Raw genomic sequence first — 16337 nt, 5'->3', positions numbered from 1 at the left:
TCCATGCTGCGCCCTCGTATAATCCCCTGCCTGTTGATTCAACAAGGCGGGCTGGTAAAAACCAGAAAATTCAAAGAACCTAAATATGTGGGTGATCCGATCAACGCCGTCAAGATTTTCAACGAGAAAGAATCTGACGAGTTGATGGTGCTGGATATTGACGCCACAGTAGACCAAGCTGAACCCAACTACGCTCTCATTGCCAAGCTGGCGGCCGAGTGCCGGATGCCACTGTGCTATGGCGGTGGCATCACCACGCCCGAGCAGGCGGCGCACATCATTGGCCTGGGAGTGGAGAAGGTGTCAGTCAGCGCTGCGGCGCTGGCCAGGCCGGCTCTGCTCACAGAGATGGCAGCCGCCATCGGTCGGCAAAGTGTGGTTGCGGTGCTGGATGTGCGTAAAAAGACCGGACTTTTCAGCAAGGGCTATGAGGTGTGTACACACAATGCCAAGCAGGCGCACAAGATAGACCTTATTGAGTTGGTGCAACAGTTGCAAGCGGCAGGCGCGGGTGAGATTGTCATTAATTCGATTGACCGCGATGGCGAGATGCAGGGCTACGACCTTGATTTGGCCCGGCAGGTGCGAAGTGTGGTCAAGGTGCCGCTCACTGTCTTGGGTGGGGCGGGTTCCTTGGCACATATCGGTGAATTGTTGAAAACCTGCGGTGTGGTGGGGACGGCAGCGGGCAGCTTGTTTGTTTTCAAGGGCCCTTACCGCGCGGTGTTGATCAATTACCCCACTGCTGTACAAAAAGATGAACTGTGCCGTGCCGTTTTGGCGGGCACGTAAGCGATTGAAGAAAAATCATGTTCAAGAATAAAACTCTGCTTATTACCGGCGGCACCGGCTCCTTCGGCAACGCCGTCCTGAAACGTTTCCTCGATACCGATATTGCCGAGATCCGCATCTTCAGCCGCGACGAAAAAAAACAGGACGACATGCGCAAGCGCTACCACAGCGCCAAGCTCAAGTTCTACATTGGCGACGTGCGCGATGCGCGCAGCATCGAGCAGGCCATGCGCGGAGTGGATTACGTGTTTCACGCAGCGGCGCTCAAGCAGGTGCCGTCGTGTGAGTTTTATCCCATGCAGGCGGTGCGCACCAATGTGATGGGTACCGAGAACGTGCTGGAGGCGGCGATTGCCGCGGGCGTCAAGCGCGTGGTGTGCCTGAGCACCGACAAGGCGGTCTATCCCATCAATGCCATGGGCATCAGCAAGGCGATGATGGAAAAGGTGATGGTGGCCACCAGCCGCAACCTGGAGGGCACGAGTACGGTGATCTGCGGCACACGCTACGGCAACGTGATGGCCTCGCGCGGCTCGGTGATTCCGCTGTTTGTGCAGCAGGTGTATGCGAACCAGCCCATCACGATTACCGACCCGGCGATGACGCGCTTCATGATGACATTGGGCGATGCGGTGGACTTGGTGTTGTATGCGTTCGAACACGGCCGCAATGGCGATATTTTTGTGCAAAAGGCGCCAGCAGCCACGATTGAAACCCTAGCCCATGCGGTGACGGGGCTGATGGGCAAGCCCGATCATCCCGTGCAGGTGATCGGAACGCGCCATGGCGAGAAGCTGTACGAGGCACTGCTCAGCCGCGAAGAGATGGCCTGCGCCGAGGACATGGGCGATTATTTTCGCGTGCCGGCCGATGGCCGGGATTTGAACTACGGCAAGTTTGTCGACCAGGGTGCGCAGCGCCTGACGCAGTCAGCCCATGGCGAGGATTACAACAGCCACAACACCGATCGGTTGGACGAGACCGGGATGCGGCAGCTGCTGCTCAAGCTCGATGGGATGCAGCGCATTGCCAGGGGCGAGATGGTGGGGGATGTGGAGGAGCATTGAGGGAGCCGTAGGTCGGATAAGCGCAGCACATCCGGCAAGCGTCGCTAGCAGTGTCTATCAAATACAATAGATGATTCTAGTATTTTGTTGTATGAGCCATTCCTTCCAGCGCCCATTCGTCGAAAAGCTGTCTCAGCGTCTGCACGGCACATCGCCCCTGATTCAGGTGTTAGTGGGGCCGCGTCAGGTGGGCAAGACCACGGGGGTGCGGCAGTTGATGACGCAGGTTCATTGGCCCACGCATTACGCCAATGCCGACGATGTGCTGGTCAGCGACCGCAATTGGCTGCTGGAGCAGTGGCAGCAGGCCTTGCTGCTGGGCGATGACGCGCTGCTGGTGGTCGATGAGATCCAAAAAATCCCCAACTGGCCCGAGACAATCAAGGCGCTATGGGATGCACGGCCGGGGCGCTTGCGGGTGCTGCTGCTGGGCTCCAGCGCTTTGCAGATTCAAGCAGGGGTGACTGAAAGCCTGGCCGGGCGCTTTGAGCTGCTACGTGTGCACCACTGGCGTTTTGTCGAGCTGCATGCAGCCTTTGGCTACGACCTGGATCGCTACCTGGCCTTTGGCGGCTACCCCGGCGCCGTGGCGCTGGAGGGCGATGCTGACCGCTGGTATGCGTATATGAAGGACGCGATTGTCGAGGCGGTGATTGGCAAAGACATTTTGCAAAGCCGCAAGGTGGCCAATCCGGCGCTGTTTCGCCAGGCGTTTGAGATTTTGTGTGCCTACCCGGCGCAGGAGATCAGCTATACCAAGCTGCTGGGGCAGTTGCAGGGCAAGGGCAACACCGATTTGGTCAAGTACTACATTGAGCTGTATGGCGGCGCTTTTTTGCTGCACGCGCTGCAAAAGTATTCGCCCAAGGCGTGGCTGTCGCGCAACTCCAGCCCCAAGATGCTGCCCGCTTGCCCGGCTCTGTACAGCATGGCGACAGGTGTGGCTGTGGCGCGCAATGCCGAGCAGCGCGGGCGCGCGTTTGAGCTGGCTGTGGGCTGCGAGCTGTTGCAGCAGCCGGGCCAGGTGACTTACTGGCGCGAGCGCAATGATGAGGTGGATTTTGTCTATCAGTACCGTGATCGGCTTTATGCCATCGAGGTGAAATCGGGCCGCAAAAAATCAGCCAAGGGTTTGGAGGTGTTTTGTGCCAAGGCGCCCGGTGCATTGCGGGTCATCGTCACGCCGGAAAATTTTGCGCAGTTTTCCGCCAATCCCAGGGGGTTTTTGGAAGCGGTGGCGCTGTGATGGCGTGCATCCCATCGCATGTGATCAGTGCCGTAGGCCGGATAAGCGCAGCGCATCCGGCATGCACCTATTGCTCCGGCCTTGTGATGTTTGAACTCGTCATCCCGGCGAAGGCCGGGATCCAGTGCCTTTGAGAGGAAGTCATGGATTGCGGCCTTCGCCGCAATGACGAAAAATTGCTACTTCAAAGGGCCGAATCAACAGTGCAGCTATCCATGTCCTTGGGGTCTGGTCGATAGCCAGGTTTTAAATTGCCTATTTATCCGTTTTAAATGGATAAATAGGCATAGAATAGTCTGGTATGAACGATTTATTTCGCCCTGTCATCCGCCAAAAAATCCTGGACATGCAGGCTGCGCCTTTGCCTGTGCTGACGCCGCGTGATGTGTGGCTGCCGGCGGTGCCGGGCAAGGCGCTGGCCGTGATTGGCATGCGGCGTGCGGGCAAGACGAGTTTTTTGTGGCAGCAGCTGGCCCAGCGCCATGCCCAAGGTACGGCGCGCGAGGGGCTGCTGTACTTCAGCTTCGAGGACGAGCGCCTGGCCGGCTTGCAGGGCGGTGATCTGGATGTGCTGGTGGAAGAGTTCTATCGCTTGCACCCGGATTGGCGCGATCAGCGGCGCTGCACCTTTTTTCTGGATGAAATTCAGGTGGTGCCCGGCTGGGAGTTGTTTGCGCGTCGGCTGCTGGATACTGAAAACGTCGAGCTTTTCTTGTCTGGCTCATCGGCCAAGCTGCTCTCGCGCGAGGTGGCGACCAGCATGCGCGGAAGGGCGCTGGAGGCGGTGGTGGCTCCCTTCAGTTTGCGCGAGGCGCTGCGCCATGTGGGGCAGGAGCCGCAGCAAAGCCCTGACCGTCTGCCTAAAGCGGGGCAGTCGCAATTGGATGCCGCGCTGGAGCGTTATTTGGCCGAGGGCGGCTTTCCTGAGGCTCAGGGGCTGGATGCGCGCAGCCGCACGGAGTTGCTGCGCAGCTATGTGGATGTGGTGCTGCTGCGCGATGTACTGGAGCGCCACAACCTGAGCCAGCCCCAGGTGTTGCGTTGGCTGGTGCAGCAGTTGCTGGGCAATGCGGCCGGAGGCTTCAGCATCAACAAGTTCCATGCCGACCTGCGCTCGCGTGGCGTGCCCGTGGCCAAGGAGACCTTGCACCAGATGCTGGCGCATCTGGAGGATGCATTCTTGCTGCACAGCGTGGCGCTGGCCACCGACTCCATCCGTCGCCAGCAAGTCAACCCGCGCAAGGTGTACCCGGTGGATACAGGGCTGATGGCGCTGTTCGACAAATCGGGCAAGCCCAATAGTGGGCACGCGCTGGAGACAACGGTGCTGCACGCGCTGCTACGCCTTGGCGCGCAGGTGGGCTATGTGCTGACGCCAGGCGGTTTTGAGGTGGATTTTCACGCTGCGCTGCCTGATGGCGAGCAATGGCTGGTGCAGGTATGTCTGGACATTGGCGACACCGCCACCTTGCAGCGCGAGGTGCGCGCCTTGCAGGACGCGCAAGCCTTGTGGCCTGGCGTACGCTGCCTGCTGGTGGCGCAGTTCATGCCGCCGTTGGTTGATTTGCCGCCGGGCATTGAGCTGCACCGTGCCAGCCATTGGTTGCTGGGCACGGCAAACGAATGATGGATAAAAAACCGACGATGAAAAAAATCTTGATCACTGGCGCCAACGGTTTCGTTGGGCAAAACCTACAACTGCACCTGTCCGAGCGCAAGGATGTGCAGGTGCGCTGTTTTACTCGTGCGAATGCGCTGGCAGATTTGCCCGCGCTGCTCGATGGCGTGGACTTTGTCTTTCATCTGGCGGGGGTGAATCGCCCGCAAGACCCGGCGGAATTCAACACGGGCAACGCCGGGCTGACGCAGGTGCTGTGCGATGCGCTGGTACAGACGGCTTCCAGCACTGGGCGCAAAGTCCCGGTGGTTTTTGCCTCGTCCACCCAGGCGGCACAAGACAACCCCTATGGCCGCAGCAAGCGTGCAGCGGAGGAAGCATTGTTCGATTTGCAGCGTCAGCACGGCGTGCCGGTGCATGTGTTTCGCCTGCCCAATGTGTTTGGCAAGTGGGCGCGGCCCAACTACAACTCGGCCGTCGCCACGTTCTGCCACAACACGGCGCGCGGGCTGCCTATCACCGTCAACGACCCGGCAGCGCCTTTGACGCTGGTGTATGTGGATGACGTAATTGCGCGCTTTGTGCAGTTGCTCGATGGCGCCGATGCCGCCGTGGATGGCAGCGGTTTTGCCAGCGTGGCGCCGCAATACAGCACCACGGTGGGTACGCTGGCAGCGCAGATTCAGGCGTTTGCCGATAGCCGATCCAGCCTGATGACCGAACGCGTGGGCGCCGGGCTGGTGCGGGCGTTGTATTCCACTTACGTGAGCTACCTGCCGGTGGATGCTTTTGCCTACACCGTGCCCCAGCATGGCGATGCGCGCGGGGTGTTCGTCGAGATGCTGAAAACGCCTGATTGCGGTCAATTCAGCTACTTCACCGCGCACCCGGGCATCACGCGCGGTGGGCACTACCACCACAGCAAGACCGAGAAGTTCCTGGTCATCAAGGGCCAAGCGCGCTTCAAGTTCCGCCATATGCACACTGGCCAGGCCTATGAGCTGCTGACCAGCGGCGACAAGGCCGAGGTCGTCGAAACCGTGCCCGGCTGGACACACGACATCACCAATATCGGCAGTGACGAACTGGTGGTGATGCTGTGGGCCAATGAGATATTTGACCGGGACAAGCCGGATACTTTTGCCTGCCCGTTGTGAATGAGACTGACGATGAAAAAACTAAAAATCATGACCGTCGTGGGCACACGACCCGAAATCATTCGACTCTCACGCGTGCTGGCTCGGCTCGATGAGCATTGCGACCATGTGCTGGTACATACCGGGCAAAACTACGATTACGAGTTGAACCAGATTTTTTTTGACGATCTGGGTATTCGCAAGCCTGATTATTTCTTGAATGCTGCTGGCGGCAATGCTGCCGAAACCATAGGCAACATCATTGGCAAGATGGACGGCGTGTTGCTAGCCGAGCAGCCCGAGGCGCTGCTGGTGCTGGGCGACACAAATAGCTGCTTGTCGGTCATTCCGGCCAAGCGGCGCAAGATTCCTATCTTCCACATGGAGGCGGGCAACCGTTGCTTTGACCAGCGTGTGCCCGAGGAGACCAACCGCCGCATCGTTGACCACACGGCAGACATCAATCTGACTTACAGCAGCATCGCGCGCGAATATTTGCTGCGCGAGGGCCTGCCGCCCGACCAGGTCATTAAAACCGGCAGTCCCATGTGCGAGGTGCTGGCGCATTACCGCCCGAAGATCGACGCATCCGACGTATTGCGGCGCCTGGGCCTGGAGCCGGGGCAGTTCTTCGTCGTCAGTGCGCACCGCGAGGAAAACATCGACTCCGACAAAAGCTTTGCCAAGCTGGTGCAAGTGCTCAACGCCGTGGCCGAGGGTTATGGCCTGCCGGTCATCGTCAGCACCCATCCGCGTACGCAAAAGCGCGTGGATGCGCTGGGGGTGCAGTTTCATCCGCTGGTGCAGTTGCTCAAGCCGCTGGGGTTTTCTGATTACAACCGGCTGCAACTGGAAAGCCGTGCGGTGCTGTCGGACAGTGGCACGATCAATGAGGAGTCGTCCATCCTCAACTTTCCGGCACTGAACCTGCGCGAAGCGCACGAACGTCCTGAAGGTATGGAAGAAGCTGCCGTGATGATGGTCGGGCTGGAGGTGGGGCGCGTTCTGCAAGGCTTGGCCATTTTGCAAACCCAGCCACGCGGGTCAGAGCGCCTGCTGCGCCAGGTGGCGGATTACTCCATGTCCAATGTGTCGGACAAGGTGCTGCGCATTGTTCATAGCTATACCGATTATGTGAATCGGGTGGTGTGGAAGAAATATTGACGCATGGCCATACGTGTTTTGTTGCTCACGCAGTGGTTTGATCCGGAACCTACGTTCAAAGGTTTGCTTTTTGCACGTGAATTGGTGCAGCAGGGTTTTGAAGTGGAAGTTCTCACTGGATTTCCCAATTACCCTGGGGGTAAGATTTATCCAGGTTACAAAATAAAGTGGCTGCAACGGGAGGTGGTTGACGGCGTACACATAACTCGTGTGCCGCTTTATCCAAATCATGACCAGTCTGCAATCAAGCGGGTGATTAATTACGCTAGTTTTGCAGCGTCATCCTTGTTTTATGGGCTGTTCATGGCTAAGCGGGCGAACGTGATTTATGCCTATCACCCGCCGTTGACTGTGGGGGTTACGGCGGGCCTGATCCGGCTGCTGCGGCGTATCCCGGTGGTGTATGACATTCAGGACATGTGGCCCGACACGCTGCGCGCTACTGGTATGTTGAACAACGCCAAGGCTTTGAATGTGGTGGCGATGGTGTGCCGTTGGGTATATCGGCATATGGATCACATCGTGGTGCTCTCGCCAGGCTTTAAGCGCCTGCTGCTGGAGCGCGGTGTGCCCGAGCGCAAGCTGGAGGTGATCTACAACTGGGCGGATGAAGCAGCCTTGTCGACCCCCAGCAGCCAGGGTGATTTGCCGCTAGCCCTGGCCGACGCAACGCAGTTTCGTATTCTGTTTGCCGGCAATATGGGCAAAGCTCAGGCGCTGGATACCGTACTGGACGCCGCCCGCCTGCTGCAAGAGCGCAGCGCGCCCGTGCGCTGGGTGATGCTGGGCAGCGGCGTGGAGGTGCCACGCCTGAAACAGCGCGCGGCAGACATGGGGTTGCGTAATCTGGTGTTTTTGCCTGCTGTGCCCATGGCCGAGGTAGGGCGCTACCTGGAGGCCGCTGACGCGTTGCTGGTGCATTTGCGCAAAGATCCATTGTTTGAAATCACCATTCCATCTAAGACACAGGCCTATATGGCAGTGGGTAAACCGTTGTTGATGGCGGTTGATGGTGATGCGGCTGATTTGGTTCGCCAGTCGGGCGGCGGAGTAGTGGCTGAGTCGGAAAATGCCCAGGCCTTAGCTGCGGCAGCTGAAACTTTGTCGAAGGCACCGGCCGATGTTTTGGCAAAAATGGGCGGTAACGCAAAACAGTTCTACGCAGAGCATTTGGCCATTGAGGTTGGGGTGCAGAAATTTGGCAAAATTTTTCAGCGCTTGGCGTGTTGATTGTTTATGAAACGTCTCCTCGACTTCACCGTCGCCCTGCTGGGCCTGATCGCCCTGGCCCTGCCCTTGTGCATCCTCATCCTGCTCATCCGCCGCAAGCTCGGCAGCCCAGTGTTTTTCCGCCAAACCCGCCCCGGTCTGCATGGCAAGCCGTTCCAGATGGTCAAGTTCCGCACCATGACGGACGCGCGCGATGCGCAGGGCGCGCTGCTGCCCGACGCCGACCGCCTCACGCCCTTTGGCCGTTTTCTGCGCTCCACTAGCCTGGATGAGCTGCCGGAGCTGTGGAACGTGCTCAAGGGCGACATGAGCCTGGTCGGCCCACGCCCGCTGCTGATGGAATACCTGCCGCTGTACTCGCCCGAGCAGGCGCGCCGCCACGCCGTGCGTCCGGGCGTGACCGGCTGGGCGCAGGTCAACGGCCGCAACGCCATCAGCTGGGAAGAAAAGTTTGCGCTCGACGTGTGGTACGTCGATCACCAATCGCTGGCGCTGGATCTGCGTATTCTGTGGCTGACGGTCAAGAAGGTGCTGGTGCGCGAGGGCATCAGTGCTGCGGGCGAGGCGACGATGGGCAAGTTCACCGGCAACTCACCCCCAATGTGATGGCATATACTCCGGCATATGCCATTGATAAGGAGGTCACCATGCTTGCCGAACGCCATGTCCGTTTGTTCCGCAATGGCCGCAACCAGGCGGTGCGCATTCCGCGTGAATTTGAGTTCGATGCCGATGAAGTCCTGATGCGCCGCGAAGACGGGCGCTTGATTTTGGAACCGTTGCCCCAGCCTGGCCTGCTGGCGACGCTGGCGCGCTTGCAGCCGCTCGATGATGTGGTACTGGCGGATTGGGATGCAGGCCTGGCGCCGCTGGATGACGTGGTGCTATGAGCGCGCCGCAGTTCTTGCTCGATACCAACATCCTCTCCGACCTGGTGCGCCAACCCCAGGGCGTGGTGGCGCGGCGCATTGCGCAGGTGGGCGAAGACGCGGTGTGTACCTCCATCATCGTCGCCGCCGAGTTGCGCTTTGGCGCGGCCAAACGGGGCGCGCCGCGCTTGACGCAGCAGGTGGATGCCATTTTGGCCGCCCTGCCGGTGTTGCCGCTGGAGCTGCCAGCCGACGCTGGCTATGCCCAGATCCGCTGTGCGCTGGAGCAGGCCGGGCAGCCCATTGGCCCCAATGATTTGCTGATTGCCGCCCACGCGCTGGCACTGCAATGCACGCTGGTAACGGCCAACGAGCGCGAGTTTGCGCGCGTACCGGGGTTGGTGATTGTCAATTGGCTTGGGGCTGGATGATGCTGTGGGTACCGTGCCAGCGCCCCATGAAAATCGCCTCTCTCGTAGGAGCGGCGCCCTCGCCGCGAAGCCCCCCTCGCAGCGTAACGATTCAAGCAAAAACCGCCTGTAACGCTTGCGCAGCAAGCGCGAGCAGCTCTCTTTATCATAGTAAAAAGGACGCCTCCCCATGCCCGCCTCCCAAGACCTGTACGCCGTCTATGGCGCCAGCGGCTGTGGCCGTGGGGTGATGCCGCTGGCGCGCCAGCAGCTGCGCCAGGCCGGCGTGGTGCCGGAGCGCCTGGTGTTTGTCGATGACGGCGCGGGCCTGCCGCCGCTGCTCAACGGCCAGCGCGTGCTGAGCTACGCGCAGTTTCTGGCCGAGCCGGCGCGCCAACGCCATGCTGTGCTGGCGATTGCCGCCAGCACCATCCGCGAGCAATTGGCGCAGCGCTGCGCACAAGACGGCGTGCAGCCCTGGACGGTGCAGGCGGCCAACGTCGTCACCATGGACGCGGTGGAACTGGGCGCGGGCGCCATCCTGAGCCCCTTCGTCACGCTGACCAGCAATATCCGCATCGGCCGGCATTTCCACGCCAACCTGTATAGCTACGTTGAGCACGATTGCGTGATTGGCGACTTCGTCACCTTTGCCCCGGGCGTGATGTGCAACGGCAACATCGTGGTGGAAGACCACGCCTACATCGGCACCGGCGCCGTCATCAAGCAGGGGCAACCGGGTAAGCCGCTGGTGATCGGGCGCGGCGCGGTGGTCGGCATGGGCGCGGTGGTGACCAAGAGCGTGCCGGCCGGGGCGACGGTGGTGGGCAATCCGGCGCGGGTGCTGGTGAAGGGGTAGAGGTGTTGACGCCGTTCCAACAGCGGCGCGATATCGGTTGAAACTCTTGCCAACGGCGCTCGATGAGCGGAATGTTTTTGGATGGTCGTGCTCAACTTGTACAATATTGCGGTACAAAAGGAGTGGTAATGACCGTAGAAACAACCTATAGCCAGGCTCGAGGGCAACTCAAATCCCTGATGGACAGGGCCGTGGATGACCGTGAGGTCATCGTCGTGCGCCGACGCAGTGGCGGTGACGTGGCGTTGATTGCTGCCGATGAGCTGCAAAGCTTGGTGGAAACCGCGCATTTGCTGCGCTCTGGCAAAAATGCGCAGCGCTTGCTTGCTGCGCTGGCCAGGGCACGCGCAGGCGATTTGCCGGCAACGCCGCTGGCCGATTTGCAAAAACGGGTGGGCTTTGATGCGTGATGCCGACTTGCTGGCCGTATGCCATCCGGAGTTTCTGGAGGATTTGCAGCATTGGGTGGAAACGGATCGGCGTGTCGCCAAGCGTTTGCTGGAGTTGGTGCGGGCAATTGTGCGCAGCCCGTTTGATGGGATTGGCAAGCCTGAGCCGCTCAAATACTTGGGGCCGGATGTGTGGTCGCGCCGCATCACGCAGGAACACCGCTGTGTCTATCTGGTCAAGGCCGATCGGGTGGAGTTTCTCCAGGGGCGTTATCACTATTAAGGTGGCGGCCAATAACGTCTATGCCAGTGGTGCTGTGGCCTGCATGGTGAGACAAAAATGCCATGCAACCACTGTCGTTGAATTTGATTGAAAGTTATCTGCATGTTGAACACCCCTTTTTCCCCCTGGCCCAGCTTTAGCGCGCAAGAGGCCGACGCCGTGCGCGATGTGCTGTTGTCGAACAAGGTCAATTACTGGACAGGTACCGAGTGCCGTGCGTTTGAGAAGGAGTTTGCCGCCTGGGCTGGCACGCGCCACGCCGTGGCGCTGGCCAATGGAACGCTGGCGCTGGACGTGGCTTTGAAGGCACTGGGCATTGGCCCGGGCGACGAGGTGGTGGTGGCGCCGCGCACCTTCATCGCCAGTATTTCCTGCGTGGTCAACGCCGGCGCCACGCCCGTGTTTGCCGATGTGGAGGAAGACAGCGGCAACATCAGCGCCGCCACCATTGCCAAGGTGTTGACGCCCAAGACCCGTGCGGTGATTTGCGTCCATCTGGCCGGCTGGCCCTGCGACATGGACGCCATCATGGCCCTGGCCGAGCAGCATGGTTTGAAGGTGATCGAGGACTGCGCCCAGGCGCATGGCGCCAAGTACAAGGGGCGCAGCGTCGGCAGCATTGGCCACGTGGGCGCCTGGAGTTTTTGCCAGGACAAGATCATGACCACCGGCGGCGAGGGCGGCATGGTAACCACCAACGACGAGGCGCTGTGGCGCGCCATGTGGAGTTTCAAGGATCACGGCAAGAGCTATGCGGCGGTCTATGAGCGCGAGCACGCGCCGGGTTTCAGGTGGCTGCACGAGAGTTTTGGCACCAACTGGCGCATGCTGGAGATGCAGGCCGTGATTGGCCGCATTCAGTTGCAGCGCATGGCCGGTTGGACGGCCACGCGCACGCGCTATGCAGAGCAAATTTGGGCGGCTTGCCGTGCGTTGCCTGTGCTGCGTGTACCCAATCTGCCCACTGATTTAAAGCACGCCCATTACAAGTGCTATGTCTATGTGCGTCCCGAAAAGCTGGCGCCAGGCTGGAGTCGCGACCGCATCGTCGCCGAGATCAACGCTGCCGGTGTGCCCTGCTACCAGGGCAGCTGCTCCGAGGTGTATCTGGAAAAGGCGTTTGATGGCACCGGCTGGCGGCCTGCCCAGCCCTTGCCGGTTGCGCAGGCCCTGGGCCAGACGAGCGTGATGTTCCTGGTGCATCCGACGCTGACCCAGGCGGAGATCGACAAGACCTGCGCGGTGATTGCCCAAGTGGTGGGGCAGGCCTCTGGTCGGTAGATGGTGCGGCAATGACCCGGGGTGTAGGAGGCCAGCCCTCTGGCCGATGGTTTGGGTGTGCCAGCCATCGCGGCGAGGGCGCCGCTCCCACGGGGAACCGAAGCGAATTCAAGGGTTTTCATGCACGAACAGGGCAATAGCGCCATGACCGGCGCCTATCTGGTCACCGGCGGCGCCGGCTACATCGGCTCGCACACCACGCTGGCGCTGCTGCAGGCGGGGCACGAGGTGGTGGTGCTCGACAACCTGAGCAACAGCGCGCCCGAGGCGCTGGCGCGCGTGGCCCGCATTGCCGGGCGCGCGCTGCGCTTCGTGCAGGGCGACGTGCGCGATGCGGCGCTGCTGCGGCAGGTGTTTGAGCAGCACGACATTGCCGCGGTGCTGCATTTTGCCGGGCTCAAGGCCGTGGGCGAGAGCGTGCGCGAGCCGCTGCGCTATTACGACAACAACGTCGCCGGCAGCGTGGCGCTGTGCCAGGAGATGCAGGCGGCGGGGGTGTTCACGCTGGTGTTCAGTTCGTCGGCCACGGTGTATGGCGACGTGGCGCAGATGCCGATCAGCGAGGCGACGCCGACAGGGCGGCCGACCAACCCCTACGGCCGCTCCAAGCTCATGGTCGAAGAGCTGCTGGCCGACCTGGCCGAGTCCGACCCGCGCTGGCGCATTGGCGTGCTGCGCTATTTCAACCCGGTGGGCGCGCACGACAGCGGCCTGATTGGCGAGGATCCGAACGGCATTCCCAACAACCTGCTGCCCTACATCACCCAGGTGGCGGTGGGCCGGCTCAAGGAACTGGCGGTGTTTGGCGACGACTACCCCACACCCGACGGCACGGGCGTGCGCGACTACATCCACGTCGTTGACTTGGCCGATGGGCACTTGAAGGCGCTGCAGGCGCTGGAGCGGCGCAGCGGCTGGCAGGTGTGGAACCTGGGCACTGGCCAGGGCTACAGCGTGCTGCAGATGGTGAGGGCCTTCGAGGCGGCCGCCGGCACCCCGGTGGCCTACCGCATCGCCCCGCGCCGGGAGGGCGACATTGCCCAGTGCTGGGCCGACCCGGCCAAGGCGCAGCGGGAACTGGGCTGGTGCGCCCAACGTGGCCTGGCGCAGATGATGCAGGATGCCTGGCGCTGGCAGTCGGGCAACCCGGCGGGGTATGGGGCGGGATGAGCGGGGCAGGCCATCGCGGCGAGGGCGCCGCTCCTACGGGGGTGTGAGATTGTTGTAGGAGCCCAGCCCTCTGGCCGATGAACGTCTGGAAGGGACCGACGATGACACCAGAGCGCCCGCATGCCGCAGCGTTGCGGCGCGGCCGGGTTTCGCTGGCCGGGGCTGTGTATCTGATCACCACGGTGACCCGGCAGCGCCAGCCGCTGTTTGCCGATTGGCGGTGCGCGCGCGAGGTCGTTCGGGCCCTGATGGGCGAAGCCGCGCTGGGACGGGCCGATACGCTGGCCTATGTGGTGATGCCCGACCACGTGCATTGGCTGATGCAGCTGCGCGGTGAGGCGGCGCTGTCTGCCGTGGTGCGCAGCGTCAAGTCGGTGTCGGCGCACCGCTTGGGCGCGGCGGTGTGGCAGCCGGGGTTTCATGACCATGCGCTGCGCGCCGACGAGGACGTGGTGGCCGCAGCGCGCTATGTGGTGGCCAATCCGCTGCGCGCGGGGCTGGTGCACAGGCTGGCCGATTACCCGCATTGGGATGCGGTGTGGCTGGGGGAGGACGAGCGGGAGTTGTGGTGACGTGGGGCGATCGCGGCGAGGGCGCAGGGTTGTTTGTAGGAGGCCAGCCCTCTGGCCGATGGGGCCATCGCGGCGAGGGCGCCGCTCCTGCGAGGCAGGGTGATTTGGCCCGGATAATCCGGGGCGCCTGGCGTGGGCCGGGCGGGTTGAATTCCTAGGAGAAGCGATGTTGTTGAGCAAGGCCCTGGCGCCGCTCTTGGTGTGGCCGCGCCGGGCCAAGCAGCTGGTGGTGCTGCTGGTCGATGTGCTGGCGGCGCTGCTGGCGGTGTGGCTGGCGTTTTATCTGCGCATCGAGCAGTGGGGTGCGCCGGTGGCGCAACAGGCGTGGGTGTACGCGGCGGCGCTGCTGTTCGTGCCGATGTTCGTCCGCATGGGGCTGTACCGGGCGGTGTTTCGCTATGCGGGCATGGCCGCTCTGCTGACGACGGCGCTGGCCACGCTGGTCTATGGCGTGGTGTTTTTTGCCGTGCTGCTGTGGGCACGGTGGCAGGGCGTGCCGCGCAGTGTGGGGCTGATCCAGCCCATCTTGTTCTTGCTGCTGGCCGGCGGCTGGCGCGTGCTGGCGCGGTTTGCGCTGCTCAGCGCGTCGGCCGCGGGCAAGCAGGTAGCGCTCAAGGGGCGGCTGCTGATTTATGGCGCGGGCGAGGCGGGCGCGCAGACGGCGCTGGCGCTGGGCGTGGCGCGCGAGTACAAGGTTTGCGGCTTCGTCGACGACGACCCGGCCAAGGTGGGGCGCAGCATCAATGGCGCGCCCATCATTGCACCGGCGGACGTCGGCGCGTTCGTGCAGCGCCATGAGGTTGGCGACGTGCTGCTGGCCATTCCGTCGCTGTCGCGCGAGCGCCGGCGCGCCATCATCGCCTCGCTGCAGCAGCTGCAGGTGCACGTGCGCTCGCTGCCGGGGCTCAAGGATCTGGCCGAGGGCAAGGTGTCGGTATCGGACTTCCAGGAGCTCGACATCGAGGACTTGCTCGGCCGCGCGCCGGTGCCGCCCGACGAGGAGCTGCTGGCGCGCAACCTGCACGGCCGCGTGGTGCTGGTGACGGGCGCGGGCGGCAGCATCGGCAGTGAGCTGTGCCGCCAGATCGTGCTGCAGCACCCGCTGCAGCTGGTGCTGTTCGAGCACAACGAGTTCGGCCTGTACGCCATCCATCAAGAGCTGCAGGCGCTGTGCCGCAAGCACGGCCTGGACGTGGTGCTGGTGCCGCAGCTGGGCAGCATCCGCCATCTGCGCCGCGTGCGCGAGGTGTTTGCGCGCTTCAGCCCGCAGGTGGTCTACCACGCGGCGGCGTACAAGCACGTGCCCATGGTGCAGGCCAACCCGTCCGAGGGCATTTTGAACAACGTCTTCGGCACGCTGAACGTGGCGCGCACGGCGCTGGAGGCGGGCGTGGCGCACTGCGTGCTCATTTCCACCGACAAGGCGGTGCGCCCGACCAATGTGATGGGCGCGAGCAAGCGCGTGGCCGAGCTGGTGCTGCAGGCGCTGGCGGCGGCCCCGGCGGTCGACTTCAGCGCCATCGACGAAACCACGGGCCTGGCGCCCGTGGCCAACCGCACGCAGCTGGCCATGGTGCGTTTTGGCAACGTGCTGGGCAGCAGCGGCTCGGTGGTGCCGCTGTTTCGCCGCCAGCTGCGCGCCGGCGGGCCGCTGACGGTGACGCACGCCGAGGTGACGCGGTATTTCATGACGATTCCCGAGGCCGCGCAGCTGGTGCTGCAGGCCGGCGCGATGGGGCAGGGCGGCGAGGTGTTCGTGCTCGACATGGGCGAGCCGGTCAAGATCATCGACCTGGCGCGGCGCATGGTGGCGCTGTCGGGGCTGACGGTGCGCGACGACGCCCATCCCGACGGCGACGTAGCCATCCAGGTCGTCGGCCTGCGCCCGGGCGAGAAGCTGTACGAGGAGCTCTTGATCGGCGACAACCCCGAGCCCACCAGCCACCCGCGCATCCTGCAGGCGCGCGAGGCCTTCGTGCCATGGCCGCAGCTGTTGCCGGCGCTGGTGGCGTTGCGCGCCGCCGCCAAGGCGGGCGATGCGCGGGCCATCCATGCGCTGCTGGCGCGGCTGGTCAGCGGCTATCGCAAGGATGTGGTGTAGGGGCCATCGCGGCGAGGGCGCCGCTCCTACGGTGCGCATGGCCTGACTGGGGGTGTAGGAGGCCAGCCCTCTGGCCGATGGATCCATCGCGGCGAGGGCGCCGCTCCCAGGGGGATCGAGCGTTGCGGCACAATTTACGCCGTTTGTCTT

General features: G+C 62.6%; 17 protein-coding genes. All 17 read left to right on the top strand.

The genetic code is table 11. The features are described 5' to 3' along the window. The first annotated feature begins 3 nt into the window (after positions 1-3). Positions 4-792 carry an AglZ/HisF2 family acetamidino modification protein gene (locus ABD767_RS02185; protein WP_103045355.1) on the top strand — a complete coding sequence of 263 codons (789 nt, stop codon included), beginning with the start codon at positions 4-6 and terminating at the stop codon, positions 790-792. Positions 793-809: 17 nt separating this feature from the next. Continuing rightward, complete coding sequence (locus tag ABD767_RS02180; RefSeq protein ID WP_103045354.1) at positions 810-1859, top strand: polysaccharide biosynthesis protein; 1050 nt, start codon at positions 810-812, stop codon at positions 1857-1859. Positions 1860-1929: 70 nt separating this feature from the next. After that, positions 1930-3105, top strand: a complete 1176-nt coding sequence (locus tag ABD767_RS02175; RefSeq protein WP_103045353.1) for an AAA family ATPase — start codon at positions 1930-1932, stop codon at positions 3103-3105. Between the two features lie 301 nt (positions 3106-3406). After that, positions 3407-4732 (top strand): AAA family ATPase, encoded by a 1326-nt coding sequence (locus ABD767_RS02170; RefSeq protein WP_103045279.1) that lies wholly within the window; start codon positions 3407-3409, stop codon positions 4730-4732. 17 nt (positions 4733-4749) lie between these two features. Further along, the gene (gene wbjC, locus ABD767_RS02165) at positions 4750-5880 is read left to right on the top strand and encodes a UDP-2-acetamido-2,6-beta-L-arabino-hexul-4-ose reductase (protein ID WP_103045280.1); all 1131 of its coding nucleotides are present in this window, start codon (positions 4750-4752) and stop codon (positions 5878-5880) included. Positions 5881-5892: 12 nt separating this feature from the next. Next, positions 5893-7023, top strand: coding sequence for a non-hydrolyzing UDP-N-acetylglucosamine 2-epimerase (gene wecB, locus ABD767_RS02160; RefSeq protein WP_103045281.1), 1131 nt, complete (start codon positions 5893-5895; stop codon positions 7021-7023). A 3-nt stretch (positions 7024-7026) separates the two neighbouring features. Next, positions 7027-8253, top strand: coding sequence for a glycosyltransferase (locus ABD767_RS02155; protein ID WP_103045282.1), 1227 nt, complete (start codon positions 7027-7029; stop codon positions 8251-8253). A 6-nt stretch (positions 8254-8259) separates the two neighbouring features. Then, on the top strand, positions 8260-8859 hold the full coding sequence (locus ABD767_RS02150) for a sugar transferase (protein ID WP_103045283.1): 600 nt from the start codon (positions 8260-8262) through the stop codon (positions 8857-8859). A 41-nt stretch (positions 8860-8900) separates the two neighbouring features. Continuing rightward, positions 8901-9143, top strand: a complete 243-nt coding sequence (locus ABD767_RS02145) for an AbrB/MazE/SpoVT family DNA-binding domain-containing protein (RefSeq protein WP_103045284.1) — start codon at positions 8901-8903, stop codon at positions 9141-9143. Next, on the top strand, positions 9140-9553 hold the full coding sequence (locus ABD767_RS02140) for a PIN domain-containing protein (RefSeq protein ID WP_103045285.1): 414 nt from the start codon (positions 9140-9142) through the stop codon (positions 9551-9553). Before ABD767_RS02145 ends, ABD767_RS02140 begins: the two co-directional genes overlap by 4 nt. 169 nt (positions 9554-9722) lie before the next feature. Then, positions 9723-10391, top strand: coding sequence for a NeuD/PglB/VioB family sugar acetyltransferase (locus ABD767_RS02135; RefSeq protein ID WP_103045286.1), 669 nt, complete (start codon positions 9723-9725; stop codon positions 10389-10391). Between the two features lie 128 nt (positions 10392-10519). Beyond that, positions 10520-10801 carry a type II toxin-antitoxin system prevent-host-death family antitoxin gene (locus ABD767_RS02130; protein WP_103045287.1) on the top strand — a complete coding sequence of 94 codons (282 nt, stop codon included), beginning with the start codon at positions 10520-10522 and terminating at the stop codon, positions 10799-10801. After that, the gene (locus ABD767_RS02125) at positions 10794-11063 is read left to right on the top strand and encodes a Txe/YoeB family addiction module toxin (RefSeq protein ID WP_103045288.1); all 270 of its coding nucleotides are present in this window, start codon (positions 10794-10796) and stop codon (positions 11061-11063) included. Before ABD767_RS02130 ends, ABD767_RS02125 begins: the two co-directional genes overlap by 8 nt. A 102-nt stretch (positions 11064-11165) precedes the next feature. After that, on the top strand, positions 11166-12344 hold the full coding sequence (locus ABD767_RS02120; protein WP_103045289.1) for a DegT/DnrJ/EryC1/StrS family aminotransferase: 1179 nt from the start codon (positions 11166-11168) through the stop codon (positions 12342-12344). Positions 12345-12488: 144 nt separating this feature from the next. Next, positions 12489-13514, top strand: coding sequence for a UDP-glucose 4-epimerase GalE (galE, locus tag ABD767_RS02115; RefSeq protein ID WP_103045304.1), 1026 nt, complete (start codon positions 12489-12491; stop codon positions 13512-13514). A 77-nt stretch (positions 13515-13591) separates the two neighbouring features. After that, entirely contained in the window at positions 13592-14086 is a 495-nt protein-coding gene (locus ABD767_RS02110; RefSeq protein ID WP_344867951.1) for an REP-associated tyrosine transposase, read from the top strand. A gap of 166 nt (positions 14087-14252) precedes the next feature. Then, the gene (locus ABD767_RS02105; RefSeq protein WP_344867949.1) at positions 14253-16187 is read left to right on the top strand and encodes a polysaccharide biosynthesis protein; all 1935 of its coding nucleotides are present in this window, start codon (positions 14253-14255) and stop codon (positions 16185-16187) included. Positions 16188-16337: the final 150 nt, after the last annotated feature.

This window comes from Comamonas faecalis (genome assembly GCF_039538025.1).
GTDB lineage: Bacteria > Pseudomonadota > Gammaproteobacteria > Burkholderiales > Burkholderiaceae_C > Comamonas_C > Comamonas_C faecalis.
The sequence above is the reverse complement of the archived record's forward strand: the minus strand, read 5'-3'. Positions and strand labels throughout refer to the sequence as shown.